17 protein-coding genes are annotated in these 13,834 nt (G+C 33.0%); 10 read left to right on the top strand and 7 right to left on the bottom strand.

Annotated elements, in window-relative coordinates; genetic code table 11:
• Positions 1 to 224 precede the first annotated feature (224 nt).
• Positions 225 to 887, bottom strand: coding sequence for a deoxynucleoside kinase (locus IEU88_RS08865; RefSeq protein ID WP_096810875.1), 663 nt, complete (start codon positions 885 to 887; stop codon positions 225 to 227).
• Positions 880 to 1,497, bottom strand: coding sequence for a deoxynucleoside kinase (locus IEU88_RS08860; protein WP_096810874.1), 618 nt, complete (start codon positions 1,495 to 1,497; stop codon positions 880 to 882). The genes IEU88_RS08865 and IEU88_RS08860 overlap by 8 nt, the downstream gene beginning before the upstream one ends.
• Positions 1,498 to 1,561: 64 nt before the next feature.
• Here IEU88_RS08860 and tadA point away from each other — a divergent pair, with 64 nt between their 5' ends.
• The 3 genes from tadA to IEU88_RS08845 all read left to right on the top strand — a co-directional run bounded on the left by tadA (position 1,562) and on the right by IEU88_RS08845 (position 3,598).
• Positions 1,562 to 2,071 (top strand): tRNA adenosine(34) deaminase TadA, encoded by a 510-nt coding sequence (gene tadA, locus IEU88_RS08855; protein ID WP_103373459.1) that lies wholly within the window; start codon positions 1,562 to 1,564, stop codon positions 2,069 to 2,071.
• Between the two features lie 69 nt (positions 2,072 to 2,140).
• Positions 2,141 to 3,013 carry a Cof-type HAD-IIB family hydrolase gene (locus IEU88_RS08850; RefSeq protein ID WP_103373460.1) on the top strand — a complete coding sequence of 291 codons (873 nt, stop codon included), beginning with the start codon at positions 2,141 to 2,143 and terminating at the stop codon, positions 3,011 to 3,013.
• Between the two features lie 18 nt (positions 3,014 to 3,031).
• The gene (locus tag IEU88_RS08845) at positions 3,032 to 3,598 is read left to right on the top strand and encodes an NADPH-dependent FMN reductase (protein ID WP_096810871.1); all 567 of its coding nucleotides are present in this window, start codon (positions 3,032 to 3,034) and stop codon (positions 3,596 to 3,598) included.
• 166 nt (positions 3,599 to 3,764) lie between these two features.
• Here IEU88_RS08845 and IEU88_RS08840 read toward each other — a convergent pair whose 3' ends face one another.
• The 5 genes from IEU88_RS08840 to IEU88_RS08820 all read right to left on the bottom strand — a co-directional run bounded on the left by IEU88_RS08840 (position 3,765) and on the right by IEU88_RS08820 (position 7,701).
• Positions 3,765 to 4,103, bottom strand: a complete 339-nt coding sequence (locus IEU88_RS08840; RefSeq protein WP_096810870.1) for a transcriptional regulator, SarA/Rot family — start codon at positions 4,101 to 4,103, stop codon at positions 3,765 to 3,767.
• Positions 4,104 to 4,130: 27 nt separating this feature from the next.
• Positions 4,131 to 4,631 carry a helix-turn-helix transcriptional regulator gene (locus IEU88_RS08835; protein WP_142758157.1) on the bottom strand — a complete coding sequence of 167 codons (501 nt, stop codon included), beginning with the start codon at positions 4,629 to 4,631 and terminating at the stop codon, positions 4,131 to 4,133.
• 1,139 nt (positions 4,632 to 5,770) lie between these two features.
• Complete coding sequence (folE2, locus tag IEU88_RS08830) at positions 5,771 to 6,649, bottom strand: GTP cyclohydrolase FolE2 (protein WP_103373390.1); 879 nt, start codon at positions 6,647 to 6,649, stop codon at positions 5,771 to 5,773.
• Between the two features lie 14 nt (positions 6,650 to 6,663).
• A complete protein-coding gene (gene bshB2, locus IEU88_RS08825) occupies positions 6,664 to 7,329 on the bottom strand; it encodes a bacillithiol biosynthesis deacetylase BshB2 (RefSeq protein ID WP_103373391.1) in 666 nt (221 codons plus the stop codon).
• Between the two features lie 12 nt (positions 7,330 to 7,341).
• Positions 7,342 to 7,701 (bottom strand): YojF family protein, encoded by a 360-nt coding sequence (locus tag IEU88_RS08820; RefSeq protein ID WP_103373392.1) that lies wholly within the window; start codon positions 7,699 to 7,701, stop codon positions 7,342 to 7,344.
• Between the two features lie 360 nt (positions 7,702 to 8,061).
• Here IEU88_RS08820 and nagB point away from each other — a divergent pair, with 360 nt between their 5' ends.
• From nagB to IEU88_RS08785, 7 genes are all read left to right on the top strand, one after another.
• On the top strand, positions 8,062 to 8,790 hold the full coding sequence (gene nagB, locus IEU88_RS08815; protein ID WP_096810865.1) for a glucosamine-6-phosphate deaminase: 729 nt from the start codon (positions 8,062 to 8,064) through the stop codon (positions 8,788 to 8,790).
• Between the two features lie 116 nt (positions 8,791 to 8,906).
• Positions 8,907 to 9,539 carry a 3-hexulose-6-phosphate synthase gene (hxlA, locus tag IEU88_RS08810; protein WP_096810864.1) on the top strand — a complete coding sequence of 211 codons (633 nt, stop codon included), beginning with the start codon at positions 8,907 to 8,909 and terminating at the stop codon, positions 9,537 to 9,539.
• Position 9,540: 1 nt separating this feature from the next.
• Positions 9,541 to 10,089 carry a 6-phospho-3-hexuloisomerase gene (hxlB, locus tag IEU88_RS08805; protein ID WP_096823941.1) on the top strand — a complete coding sequence of 183 codons (549 nt, stop codon included), beginning with the start codon at positions 9,541 to 9,543 and terminating at the stop codon, positions 10,087 to 10,089.
• Between the two features lie 602 nt (positions 10,090 to 10,691).
• Positions 10,692 to 12,050: an AMP-binding protein gene (locus IEU88_RS08800; protein WP_103373393.1), complete on the top strand. Its 1,359-nt coding sequence runs from the start codon at positions 10,692 to 10,694 to the stop codon at positions 12,048 to 12,050.
• Complete coding sequence (locus IEU88_RS08795) at positions 12,051 to 13,193, top strand: thiolase family protein (RefSeq protein WP_103373394.1); 1,143 nt, start codon at positions 12,051 to 12,053, stop codon at positions 13,191 to 13,193. It begins immediately after the preceding gene.
• Positions 13,165 to 13,527, top strand: a complete 363-nt coding sequence (locus tag IEU88_RS08790) for a VraC family protein (protein ID WP_096810860.1) — start codon at positions 13,165 to 13,167, stop codon at positions 13,525 to 13,527. Before IEU88_RS08795 ends, IEU88_RS08790 begins: the two co-directional genes overlap by 29 nt.
• A 1-nt stretch (position 13,528) precedes the next feature.
• Positions 13,529 to 13,810 (top strand): hypothetical protein, encoded by a 282-nt coding sequence (locus tag IEU88_RS08785; RefSeq protein WP_096810859.1) that lies wholly within the window; start codon positions 13,529 to 13,531, stop codon positions 13,808 to 13,810.
• Positions 13,811 to 13,834 lie beyond the last annotated feature (24 nt).

The raw sequence follows: 13,834 nt of genomic DNA, 5'->3' as shown, positions 1-13,834 counted from the left end.
TAGCTCGCAATCTTAGCAGCGTTTATATTTTTTCTAGTCATTTTTGCCAAAGTAGAACAACAAAATTATTTTATAAAAATATGGTTTCTGCTTCTCTCACCAAGTATTGGCAAAGAGCGTTAGAAACCATAAAATCAATATACATCTGTATTACGTTAGCTATGGTTTATAACATATTTGAATCCGAATTGTGAATAGCTGTCGGATGTGTTTAATTAACCAAACTAGCGTTGGTCAACACTACGATAAGTATCAATGATATGACGGATCTTATCAATCACTGGGTTTAACGATTCGGGATTTGAATGTAAATCATACTCATTGATATTTACTCTAACGACTGGACAAGCATTGAATTCACTAATCCAATCTTCATAACGTTGAAATAATTTCTGCCAATATTCAGGATCCGTTTCAATTTCCATTTGACGGCCACGTTGTTTAATACGATCAATGACTTCGTCATAGTCACATTCTAAGTAGATAAGCACATCTGGTTTAGGGAAGTAAGGAGTCATGACCATTGCATTAAATAATTCTGAATACGTATTGAAGTCCTCTGGGCTCATAGTGCCTTGTTCTTCATGCATTTTAGCAAAGATGTCCACGTCTTCATAGATAGAGCGATCTTGGATAAAGCCGCCACCGTATTCAAACATACGTTTTTGTTCTTTAAAACGTTCCGCTAAAAAGTAAATTTGTAAATGAAAGCTCCAACGTTCAAAGTCATTATAAAATTTATCTAGATAGGGATTTTGGTCTACATTTTCAAAAGATGTTCTGAAATTTAACCTTTTAGCTAATGCCTTGGTTAATGTAGATTTACCAACGCCGACTGTACCAGCGATTGTAATTACAGCATCTTGAGGTATACCGTATTTATTCATGCTCATTTCCTCCGATCAATGGTTTCACTAAGTTTAATATATAGTTATAATCATTTTCTTGTTTCATAAAGTCTAAATCAGTTGTATCTATGTGAATAACGCGCTCGCCGTCTGCTTCTAATGAACTATAATAGGCATTGTAATCTCGTTTTAGATTAAGCAAATAGTCATCTTCGATCTGGTGTTCGAAACTACGATTACGTAATGCAATACGTTTTTTTAAAACTTCTAAATCAGCATCTAAAAAGATGATGATATTAGGCATTTCTAAGTCTTCAGTTAAAATATCATAAATTCTTGAAAACTTGCTAAATTCAGTAGGAGTTAAAGTGTTATTTGCAAATATTTTATTTTTATAAATATGATAGTCACTGACGATGCCAGTAGAAATTGATGCAAGATCTTGAAATTGTTTATAACGATTGCATAAAAAGAACATTTCTGTTTGGAAGCTCCACTTGGAGATATCTTCATAGAAATCAGATAAAAAGGGGTTTTCGTTTACAATTTCTTTTTCTTCATAATAATTAAAAGTTTGGCTAAGTTTATGTGCTAACGAAGATTTACCGACGCCAATCGGGCCTTCTACAGCAATAAATTGTTTTTTCATGTTTTTACCGCTCCAATGTTAAAATAGACAATAAATATTGTACCATATGTGAGGTGATAGACACATGTTAACTGACCAATTTTATATGAAAATAGCGATTGAAGAGGCTAAAAAGGCTGCCAATATCGGAGAAGTACCGATTGGAGCAATTATTGTGAGAGATGGAGAAGTGATTTCACGAGCACACAATTTGCGAGAAAGTACTCAAAACCCTACAGCACATGCTGAACATATCGCTATTCAAAAGGCATCTCAATATCTTAAAAGTTGGAGATTAGAAGGGTGTAAACTTTACATTACTTTGGAACCTTGTGTAATGTGTTCAGGTTCTATAGTGATGAGTCGTATTCCTGAAGTCATATACGGAGCAAAGGACCCAAAAGGTGGCTGTGCAGGGAGTCTTATGGACCTCTTACAGGAATCTAGATTTAACCATCGAGCAAACGTTAAAACCGGCATATTAGAAGAAGAATGTAGTGGATTGTTAAAAGCATTTTTTAAAGATATTAGACAAAAGAAAAAACTCATACGAACAGAGGATAATACAAATAATGAAACATTTGGTAGAATATGAAATGTGTTACAAAATTGTGGCAAATGATAGATGTGTAATTTTGAGATATAGATGAAACGGGGTAAATAAATGATAAATTTAATTGCAACAGACATGGATGGTACATTATTGAACGCTGCGCACGAAATATCAGATGAAAATATTCGAGCTATCAAATATGCACAATCACACGGTATTACGGTAGTTATCGCTACTGGGCGTGCATTTTATGAAGCCAATGCACCAATCAATCAAACTGATTTAAAAGTGCCCTATATATGTTTGAATGGTGCAGAAGTACGAGATGAATCATTTAATATTATGAGTACTTCAAATTTAAATAGAGAACTCATTAATCGAATTACTGATGAACTAAATAAAGAAAATATTTTTTACCAAGTATATACTAATTTGGGTATTTACACAGAAAACCCATTACGTGACTTAGAAATTTATATTGATATCGCTCAACGCGCGGGTCAAGAGGCTGATGTTGAAAAAATAAAAAGTGGTATTCAAAAACGTATAGATAACGGGACTTTAAAAGTTGTTGATAATTACGACAAAATTGAGGATACTCCAGGTGAAATCGTCATGAAAATATTAGCATTTGATAGTGATTTAGAAAAAATTGATCGAGTTAGTGAAATTTTAGCGCAATCTGGAAGTTTAGCAGTTTCTTCTTCTTCTAGGGGGAATATTGAAATTACACATTCAGATGCTCAAAAAGGCATCGCATTAAACACGATTGCAGAACGCCTGAATATTGATATGGAAAATGTTATGGCGATTGGTGATAACATGAATGATGTATCTATGTTAGAGCGTGTCGGCTATTCAGTCGCTATGGATAATGCAGCGCCAGAAGTCAAAGCGATTGCGAAATACCAAACAGATTCTAATGAACACAGTGGTGTAGGAAAAGCAATTATGACGTTACTTAAAGAAAACAACAAAATATAGCATGAGGTGAAAGAGGGAATGAAAGGATTAATCATTGTTGGTAGTGCTAAAATGGGCTCTCATACTAATGCACTGGCTCATTATTTGAAAGGTCATTTTAAAGACCAATCTTTTGAAGCGGAAATATTTGATCTGGCAGAGCAACCCATTCATCAACTTGATGTTTCTGGCGTATCTAAGCCAAGCGAAGTATATAAAAATAACTTGAAAATGCTACAAACTAAAGCTAGAGAAGCAGATTTCTTTGTTTTAGGTACACCAAATTATCATGGGTCGTATTCTGGTATTTTAAAAAACGCACTAGACCATTTAACGATGGATGACTTTAAAATGAAACCAGTTGGCTTAATAGGGAACAGTGGTGGCATTGTAAGTGCTGAACCACTATCCCATTTACGTCTGATTGTACGTTCGTTACTTGGAATTGCAGTGCCAACACAAATTGCGACGCATGATACAGATTATAATAAATTGGATGATGCTACATATTATTTAGATAATGAAGAATTTCAATTACGCGCGAGATTATTTGTGGAGCAAATCATTGCTTTTGCGAATAATAGTCCATATGAACACTTGAAATAGCACGTATAGCATATCTATTACGCATTAGGTTGCAGTGATATTAAAACGGATAATAGCATATCTATTTTTTTATGGAAAATAATCAAGTTTTTAAAGGAGAGCATATAAAATCAAAGTCATTTTTAATGACGATTCATTTTATATGCTCTCCTTTTTGGTATGTTAATTAAGATGACGAATGAAGCATTGAATCAACAATTAAATGGTATTGTTCAATAATGTGTTTGATTTTTTCTAAGTCGATGTCGTGTAAGTAGATACATCTTTCATCGTATTGGTCTCTTGATTTTTTTAAAAGATTGAGTTCTATGAAATGGTTGATTTGCATAGAGATAGGTGAGTTTTGAACTTGTAATTGTTTCTTTAAATCTAATGCATTCATTTTGCGTTTATTAAGGTAGCGTAATTTATCTAAAATAATAATCTCAGATATAGTAAGGTTCAAATTCTGTTTTACTACTTTATTTATGAGACCTCTTTTTTCTTCATAAATAATTGTGTTCATATTATCACACCCTTTTTAAAATGACATTTACACCTTAGTTTGATAACGATGATTGAAATCGAATGTTATGTGTTGGATATCACGCCATGGGTTTCTATACTTATGAATCTCAGAAGGTTGATAACCTATAAAACGTTTAAAAAGATAGCAATAATCATCTTGAGTACGAAAACCATAACGCTGTTGTATTGTATTTAATTGATCGTCTTCAAGTAAATCACAAATGGAAGCGTGGATTTTAGAAGACGTTATATAGTTAGATAGTTTGCAACCCATCAATGCTGAAAATTCTCTTGATAAAAAACTATTATTTACAAAAAATTGATTAGCGATTTGTTGGCAAGAGACTTTCGTGGTTAAATGTGTGTTTACATAATGAACCACGTCTTTAATTAAACGATGTTTATAATTATTTTGAATTTCAGTGTATTGAGAAGCGCCATCATCTAAAACATAAATACTTTTGATTAATCGATTGATGGATTGATTAAAACGGTGGTTGGATTTATGTTGAATCGCCTTAATCATATCGGAAAATTGGATGTGTAAATCGTATTTCTCTGGGATATATGTATTATTTTTATCGTTTTGGTGAGAGCTGCACTGATAATAATAAAAATTATTGATAGATAAGCAAATTAAAGTGCCATTAAAAGAGATATGTTTAACGCATTCGTAGTCGTGGATATGAAATATATCGCCCACTTTAAAATGATGAAAAGTATTGTTTTTTAAAATGATTAAAGTGCCTTCTAATATTAAAAAAATATTGAAGCAGTGTCGTTTGCTTAATTGGTTAAGCGGGGCATGCGTAGTATAATATATATTTAAATTGTAATCCATTTTGTCTTTTTCACCACTTACATCAAATAAAAATTAATTTCAAACTACTACAGTCATTATTTTAATATGAAAATTGTATATAGAACATTAATAAAATTTAACAGTTAATACACAATATTTTATAATTAGTTATATATGGACGTATTTAGTAGTAATATTTTTAAATGAACCATTAAAATTTTACTATTATACATTTGATTAATGATTGGGAGAAAAATTAATTTATATAGTGCAATATTTACATTGACAAAATATTTTGAAAGTAGATTAAATAAGGGTTAAGAAATGGGACACGCATATCCGTATACAAAATTAAAATGTTTTTCTGTTCAAAAGGAGTCAAGTCCCAACAGTTGAAATTTTAAATTTAACTGTTGGCGTACACTACAATAAAAATAGAAACCCTATGTTGGTATTCCAAAAATTCCCAATTTGAAGATACATATTGTCTAAAAATATCCTACGCCGCGTATAATTGTTGTTCAAAGTAGTCTTATTTAAGTATGTTTATATGGGTGGGACGTTTATTTTTAGTAAGACATATATAGTTCATATTGTTACTCATTGTAAATAGAGTTATGGTTATTAATATTTTATAATAAGGTGTCATTTTGGGATATTTGCTATAAAATTTTAAACCTTATATTTAATATTGCAATGCATTAAATAAAAAAAGAGACCCAGCTGGGTCTCTGATAGTCTATAAAAATGATGTCTTCTAAAGCGTCACTTTTCATATATCGTTATTGATGCATAATAATATGAGTCGATTATAGTCGACTCTAAAAATATTTTCCACTTATCATCCATTTTATTTCATAGCGTTATCTTCTGTATTTTAATTTTGCAAAAGCATCATGTTGATGAATTGATTCTTCATTTCTACATTCAATGTCAAAACCTTCAATCCAATCAAAATCGACTAAATCTGCAGCAATCAGACGGATTAAGTCTTCGACAAATCTAGGGTTTTCATAAGCGTGTTCTGTAACACTTTTTTCATCTGGACGTTTTAATATAGGGTAAAGTATGGAGCTTGCATTGGCTTCCATGGCATCTAAGATTTTTTCTTTATAATCATCTGTTAAATTAGCGTCTTTACTTAAATAAGCTTTAACAGTTACAATACCACGTTGGTTATGTGCTGAGTATTCGCTGATTTCTTTTGAGCAAGGGCAAAGTGTTGTCACTGCGACTTGAAGTGTAATTTCTTTACGTGTAACGTTTTCTTTATCTATAGCCATACCATAAGTTACATCTGCATGACCTACAGCTTTAATATTTGTAATTGGGCTATGACGATCAAAGAACCATTTAGCTGATACATCAAGTCCGGCAGCGTTTTGTTCCATGCGTTCTTGCAAACTTCGTAAAAGACGATATAAAGAATCGAAATCTAATTCAATACCATTGTCATAATGCTTTTCAACACTTTCTAAGATACGACTCATGTTAATACCTTTTTCATCTTGATTAAGACTTGTTGAAAAACTGAAATTTCCAGCTGTTTGAAAACGATCTACTAATACCGGATATACAAGATTTTTAATACCTACTTCTTCAATTTCAAACAAGAAATTTTTGTTTGTGCTTTGTAAATCTTTCATTTCTTCTTTAACGGTTGGTTTTGTCCCTTCGATTGGGTCAACAGAGCCAAAATGTTTCCATCGACCTTCTCGAGTTGATAAATCAAATTCTGTCATGATATTGCCTCCACTTAAGATTCAAAGTTATAAGTCCAATAAGGTTCAACTTCTAAAAAGCTTTGCGCTTCTCCAGATACATCAGGTGTAGCAAGTTGTTTCAAAAATGGCCCTGTTTGAGATGCGTGCGCTTCAAATGCACGAAGTTTAACCTCTTTATAATCACTGATCTCATTTAGAATGTCTGGTTCACCTAATTTTTCGGGTGTGTCATTACTAAATGCAACAAGTTGTAGACGGGGTCTTTCCGCTGCTTTCATGCGTCCAACAGTTCTAACAACTGCTTCTGCAGTAGCTTCATGGTCAGGATGCACTGCGAATTGAGGATAGAATGAAATGATCACTGATGGGTTTAATTCATCGATTAATGATTTTATCATCTCGTCCATTTCATCATGTGGTTCAAATTCTACCGTTTTGTCACGCAAACCCATTTTACGTAAATCAGTTATACCAATTGCTTCCATTGCATTCTCTAATTCTTTTTCACGAATATCTGGTAAAGATTCACGTGTGGCAAATGGTGGATTACCTAAATTTCGCCCCATTTGACCTAGTGTTAAACAAGCGTATGTGACTGGTACGCCGTTATCTATATAACGTGCTAATGTGCCTGCAGATGAGAATGATTCATCATCTGGATGTGGAAAAATAACTAATACATGGCTCTCCTCTGTCATGATTCATCCTCCTTATGCGTTAAATGGTTGAGTACTTATTTCTAATGCTGCCGCCAATTGTCCTTCATAATTAAAGCCAGCTAATAGAAGCTCACCATGCTCATTTATTTCATAATGTGTTAAACCTTGCACATAGACCCAACCGCCATCTTTCAATTTTAATCCTACGCGATACGGGTCTTTATTGCCGCCTTTAAGCTGTGCATGTTCAAAAGTTACTTGAATGTTTCTTAAAAAAGTGCCTGCGTTAAATACACGTTGGTCAAAGTGAGCAGCGTATGCGCCGTTAGTCGTTTCGACATGTAAATACACAGGTTTATCTTCATATGAAGATAGTAATGTTTGTACTTTTTCATCAATTATTTGTTCCAAACTTTTGCCTCCTTGATTCCAAACCCCAAAACTTTTATGATATCAATTGTTTTAAACAAGTGTCATTGAAAATAATCAGTCTAACCTTTAGTGTAAACTGACTTAAACACATTTTCTACCTGAAAAATGAATTTTATCTTAGATTTGTACGTAATATTTTGATTATCTTTCTATTTTACTAAAAAAGCCTTGAAAAATGTATCAGTCTGCTCATTTGGTATTTTGAGCTTAAAATTTATAATGGGAAATTATTGGGGATTCATTTTCTGTAAAAAATATAGAAAAAACGTATAATAAGAAGTATAATAATGTTTTATTTGTTGCAAACAAAAATCAATGACATAAGGAGGGCAACGGTAAATGAAAATTACAAATTTAGGATCCCGTGACTATGCTTCATTTTATGTTGCATGTGAATTATTTAAACAAATGAGCCAACAATCACACAGTAAATTAGGCTTAGCTACAGGTGGAACTATGGTTGATGTGTATGCATTTTTAGTAGATTTGCTCAAAAAGAACCAATTAGATGTTTCAGGTATCGAAACATTTAATTTAGATGAATATGTCGGATTGTCGGCATCACATGAACAAAGTTATCACCGTTATATGAATGATATTTTATTTGAGCGTTATCCATATTTTACGCAATCTTTGATTCATGTCCCGAACGGTGACGCAGATGACTTAGCAGCGGAAACTAAAAGATATGAAGATTTAATCAACCAACAAGGACCAGTAGATATTCAAATTTTAGGTATTGGGGAAAATGGTCATATCGGCTTTAACGAGCCAGGTACAGATATGAATAGTACGACTCAAGTCGTTAATTTGACTGAAAGTACAATTAACGCGAATAGTCGTTATTTTGATAATGAAGATGAAGTGCCAAAACAAGCTGTGTCAATGGGTCTAGCTTCTATTTTGAAAGCAAAAAGAATTATTTTATTGGCTTTTGGCGAGAAAAAAAGGGCAGCAATAGAACAATTAGCGAAAAATGAAGTGGATAAACAAGTACCTGCTACAATTTTACACGCACATCCAGATGTAGAAATTTATGTAGACGATGAAGCGGCACCACGCTTTTAAACTTTCAGTTTAAATCATCTCTGAATGGGTAAACATGTATATGTGTAAGTTTTTAAATAAAGTAAATTAGCTCATGTATATCATGGCTATAATTAATTCAAGAAGGGATGATCATATTGGAATTACAACTAGCAATTGATTTATTAAATAAAGAGCAAGCTACAGAGCTTGCAAATAAAGTTAAAGATTATGTAGATATCGTAGAAATTGGTACGCCAATCGTTATTAATGAAGGTTTGCCAGCGGTACAACATTTAAATGATAATATTGATGGTGTTAAAGTGTTAGCTGACCTTAAAATTATGGATGCGGCAGATTATGAAGTGAGCCAAGCGGTTAAATTTGGTGCTGACGTCGTTACTATTTTAGGAGTTGCAGAAGATGCATCAATCAAAGCTGCAGTAGAAGAAGCACATAAAAATGATAAAGAATTATTAGTGGATATGATTGCAGTGCAAGATTTACAAAAACGTGCTAAAGAACTTGATGAATTAGGCGCAGATTATATCGCAGTGCATACTGGTTATGACTTACAAGCTGAAGGCAAGTCTCCATTGGAAAGTTTACGCCAGGTGAAGTCAGTAATTACAAACTCTAAAGTAGCAGTAATTGGTGGTATTAAACCTGATACAATTAAGGAAGTAGTGGCAGAAGAGCCAGATTTAGTTGTCGTTGGCGGCGGTATCGCAAATGCAGACGATCCAGTAGCAGCTGCAAAACAATGTAAAGATGCGATTGAAGGCAGATAGTATGACTGAAATTACAAATTATCGTTTAATCTTAGATGAATTAGATCATACACTTTCACACGTGAGAGATAGTGAAGCACAGGCGTTTTTATCACAAGTGATTAAAGCAAATCATGTATTTGTAGCAGGCAAAGGACGTTCAGGGTTTGTAGCGAATAGCTTTGCGATGCGCTTGAACCAGCTTGGAAAATACGCCTACGTTATTGGTGAATCGACAACACCTTCGATTACTGAAAATGATTTGTTTATCGTTATTTCAGGCTCAGGTTCAACGGAACATTTGAGATTATTAGTGGAAAAAGCTAAGTCGGTAGATGCAGAAGTTGTGTTATTATCCACAAACCCAAGTTCAGCTATTGGAGCACTTGCTAATACAGTGATAGAATTGCCTGCTGGAACAAAGTATGACGCAGAGGGATCATCACAACCCTTAGGAAGCCTTTTCGAACAAGCTGCACAAGTTTTTCTAGACAGTATCGTACTTGATTTAATGAAAGAACTTAAAGTCGATGAAGAAACAATGCAACGAAATCATGCTAATTTAGAATAATAGTTAACATTTCTTACATTGATTACGATAATCGTATGTGATTTATACAATAGGACGGAGAAGAAATCTTATTAAAAATTAGATTTCTTCTCCGTTTTTTTCGCTAATGGTTAAATGTGTAGATATACAAATTAAAAGCAACCATATAACAAACCTAGATACTACATTGTTATATGAATAGGCAGTTTTCTTAACAAAAATGATAAAAAATTGTTATACAGAATGAATATGTATGCTAAATTCAGTAGATAAAACTACTGAAACTTACCTATTTTGTATGAGCTAATTCAAATAAAAGAGCATTTATCAATAAAGCATATAAATAAGGCAATAGTTCATATTGGACCACAACGTATCTTTAGCAAATTATCTTGTTTTTATTGGTATTTCATTTGTTCTCTTTATTTGAAAAAAATGGGATTATTACCCATTTTCTATCTATTTTTTAAACTTTTAAGGTATAAATGATAAAAAGTTTGAGAAACTTTTAAATTTTTGGGATAAACTTGTCATTTAAAACCCAAGTGTTTTTGTTATAGCATCTTATATATTAAATGTTAATATATTTTGTATAAAAGTTAACAAAGGGAGTTGTCATAACGTTGGAGATTTTAGAAAAAGTGGAAAATCAAGCTAGAACTCAACCACATCACATAGCACTGACATTTAATGCACAACATATGACTTATGCTGAATTAGAAAATGACATGAAAATAAAAAGCACATTATTTTGGTCTATACCCAAACATAGCTTTGTTGGATTGGTTATTCAAAACCCCCAAACCACAATTTCCTTATATTTAGCATTATTAAAAAGGGATTGTGTCCCGTGTGTTTTTGATTATCGATGGACGAAAGAACAGATTAATAATTTAGTAGAAAAATATGGAATCCCTTATTTGATGTATGAAGACCATCACTTAATACATACTAAAGCCAACAATGATAAATTGGACTTTAATGAAGACTTATTGCATATTGGTTTTACATCTGGAACGACTGGGATACCAAAAGCCTATTATAGAGGAGAAAAATCTTGGGTTAAGTCATTTATTGAAAATGAGCAATTATTCGAAAGGGCAATTGGTACCATCATTGCACCTGGGCCTTTATCACACTCGTTATCATTATATGCTTGTATTTACGCTTTATATACAGGAAGAGCTTTTATTGGGCAACAATATTTTGACGCTGAAAATATAATGAAAAATATACAAGGGAGACTAGACAATATAGCTTGTTTTCTAGTTCCGACGATGATACAAGCTTGTCTTTCAACTCAAATATGTATAAAAGGAAATCATTATATTTTGAGTACGGGAGATAAACTGACATTATATCATCGTCAACGGGTTAACACATTTTTTCCTAATAGTGATTTAATAGAATTCTTTGGGACATCAGAAGCTAGTTTTATAAGTTATAACTTTAATAATAGCGCACCATCAGAATCAGTTGGAAAATTATTCCAAAGTGTAAAAATGAATGTTGATCAACCCGATGAATTAGGCATAGGTGTATTAAAGATACAAAGTGAATTGGCTTTTAGTGGTTATGTTGAAGAAGGGATATGTTACTATACTTGGATTGAAACAGGTGACTTCGCTTTTTATGATAACAATGGCTATTTATACTTACGCGGTAGAAAACATGACCGTATGATTATTGGTGGACGCAATGTTTATCCTTCTGAAATTGAAAACAGTGCACAACAATTACATATATTTGATGAAGTAATCGTCATAAATGAAACACATTCAAAATTTGGAGAAATTGCTGTATTACTGTATACAGGGGATGAAGAAGTGACCTATAAGTACTTTAAATCATTAATGATGCAACGTTTAGCTCGATATCAAATTCCTTCTAAAATATTTAAAGTTAAACGCATGTTGTATACGCAAAGTGGTAAAATTGCGCGTAGTCATATGAAACAATATTATTTAAAGGGAGAATTGTAAATGAAAGAAGCAGTTATCGTTGCAGCCAAACGTACTGCATTTGGAAAATATGGTGGTAAAATGAGACATATAGAGCCAGAAGGGTTATTGAAACCATTATTTAGCTATTTTAATACACACTATACCAGCATTATGGACAATGTCGATGATGTTATATTAGGAAATGTGGTAGGAAACGGTGGTAATATAGCTCGGAAAGCATTATTGGAAGCAGGACTCAAGCACCAAATACCAGGTATGATAATTGATCGCCAATGTGGTTCAGGGTTAGAAGCAGTGAATCAAGCTTGCAGAATGGTTCAAGCAGGGGCTGGCACAGTATATATTGCGGGCGGTGTAGAAAGTACAAGTAGAGCACCTTGGAAAATCAAACGCCCTCAATCTCTCTATGATACACATCTGCCGGAATTTTACGAAAGAGCACCATTCGCACCAGAATCCCAAGATCCTTCTATGATACAAGCGGCCGAAAATGTAGCTGAACAATACGATATATCTCGAATTGAACAAGATACCTTTGCGTGGCAAAGTCATCAAAAAACGATTGAAGCATATAATCAAAACCTTATTCCCCAAGAAATACTACCATTTAAGATAAAGGGGGGCATATTTCAATATGATGAGAGTATTAAACCACAGTTAAATCAACGCGTCTTGAGTCGTTTAAAGCCATTATTAGTAAATGGAACTATCACTGCTGGTAATTGTTGTATGAAAAACGACGGCGCCGTATTATTGTTGGTAATGGAAAAATCAGTGGCTGAATCATACGGATTATATACTGGTTTAGCATTTGTTGATCATGTAAGCACCGGAGTAGACCCAAATGTATTGGGCATAGGACCCGTGCCTGCTGTAAAAAATTTGTTAGCCAAACAAGCATTTTCTGTAAAAGATATTGATGCAGTTGAATTGAATGAAGCATTTGCCTCCCAAGTATTAGCGAGCCAAAAGGCATTGCACATTTCAGATGAAAAGTTAAACATCTATGGTGGTGCGATTGCAACTGGGCACCCTTATGGTGCAAGTGGCGCTGCACTTGTTGCTAGGTTATTTTATATGCAACATAAATATAGAACAATAGCTACAATGGGCATTGGAGGAGGTATGGGCAATGCAACATTATTTGAAAGATGGTCATGAAGACAAACAAATGGTATTTCATAAAGGCGACGTCGTTGCTTATAATCAATTATTTGAGCAAAAGTTAGAAACCTTCATATCGCCATTATATTGCGCAAGTTTGTGGCCTGAATTTGAATTGTTCCAACCATTTATTGCCCGTAATCTGTTATTGAAATCAACAGAAATAGAATATTTACATGCCTTGAAAACTGAGATGACTTACGATGTTCAATTATCATTGATTGAGCAGAAAAGGGTAAGACAATTTGTCAAATATGTTTTTGAAATGAAAATAAATAAAAATAGAGTGAAATGTATATATATTAAACAAACATTTTTGGAGAGGGTATAAAATGATAGAGATATTACCAAAACAAATAGAGACATATTTATCTCTTGTTAACGATGTAAATCCTATACATCAGTATATTGCGCCCGGCCAAATGATTGTTCAGATTGCATTGGTGCACAACAAACTCAACTGGGCATCCTATAAAGTGAATTATGTTGAAGTAGTTGAGGTATATGAATTTATTAAGTTTGACTTTGAAAATAAAAACAAATTAGTTATAAAAAATCAAAACGATAAAGTTAAGATTATTGTTTTGAAGAATGAATTAGGCGCTGTTTATTAATTATAGAAAATGATAAAAAATTTA

The organism is Staphylococcus nepalensis (genome assembly GCF_014635045.1).
Taxonomy (GTDB): Bacteria; Bacillota; Bacilli; order Staphylococcales; family Staphylococcaceae; genus Staphylococcus; species Staphylococcus nepalensis.
The sequence above is the reverse complement of the archived record's forward strand: the minus strand, read 5'-3'. Positions and strand labels throughout refer to the sequence as shown.

Coding starts and splice junctions, on each gene's coding strand:
- IEU88_RS08865 (WP_096810875.1), bottom strand. CDS start 887: ATGAATAAATACGGTATACCTCAAGATGCTGTAATTACAATCGCTGGT.
- IEU88_RS08860 (WP_096810874.1), bottom strand. CDS start 1,497: ATGAAAAAACAATTTATTGCTGTAGAAGGCCCGATTGGCGTCGGTAAA.
- tadA (WP_103373459.1), top strand. CDS start 1,562: ATGTTAACTGACCAATTTTATATGAAAATAGCGATTGAAGAGGCTAAA.
- IEU88_RS08850 (WP_103373460.1), top strand. CDS start 2,141: ATGATAAATTTAATTGCAACAGACATGGATGGTACATTATTGAACGCT.
- IEU88_RS08845 (WP_096810871.1), top strand. CDS start 3,032: ATGAAAGGATTAATCATTGTTGGTAGTGCTAAAATGGGCTCTCATACT.
- IEU88_RS08840 (WP_096810870.1), bottom strand. CDS start 4,103: ATGAACACAATTATTTATGAAGAAAAAAGAGGTCTCATAAATAAAGTA.
- IEU88_RS08835 (WP_142758157.1), bottom strand. CDS start 4,631: ATGATTAAGGCGATTCAACATAAATCCAACCACCGTTTTAATCAATCC.
- folE2 (WP_103373390.1), bottom strand. CDS start 6,649: ATGACAGAATTTGATTTATCAACTCGAGAAGGTCGATGGAAACATTTT.
- bshB2 (WP_103373391.1), bottom strand. CDS start 7,329: ATGACAGAGGAGAGCCATGTATTAGTTATTTTTCCACATCCAGATGAT.
- nagB (WP_096810865.1), top strand. CDS start 8,062: ATGAAAATTACAAATTTAGGATCCCGTGACTATGCTTCATTTTATGTT.
- hxlB (WP_096823941.1), top strand. CDS start 9,541: ATGACTGAAATTACAAATTATCGTTTAATCTTAGATGAATTAGATCAT.
- IEU88_RS08795 (WP_103373394.1), top strand. CDS start 12,051: ATGAAAGAAGCAGTTATCGTTGCAGCCAAACGTACTGCATTTGGAAAA.
- IEU88_RS08790 (WP_096810860.1), top strand. CDS start 13,165: ATGCAACATTATTTGAAAGATGGTCATGAAGACAAACAAATGGTATTT.
- IEU88_RS08785 (WP_096810859.1), top strand. CDS start 13,529: ATGATAGAGATATTACCAAAACAAATAGAGACATATTTATCTCTTGTT.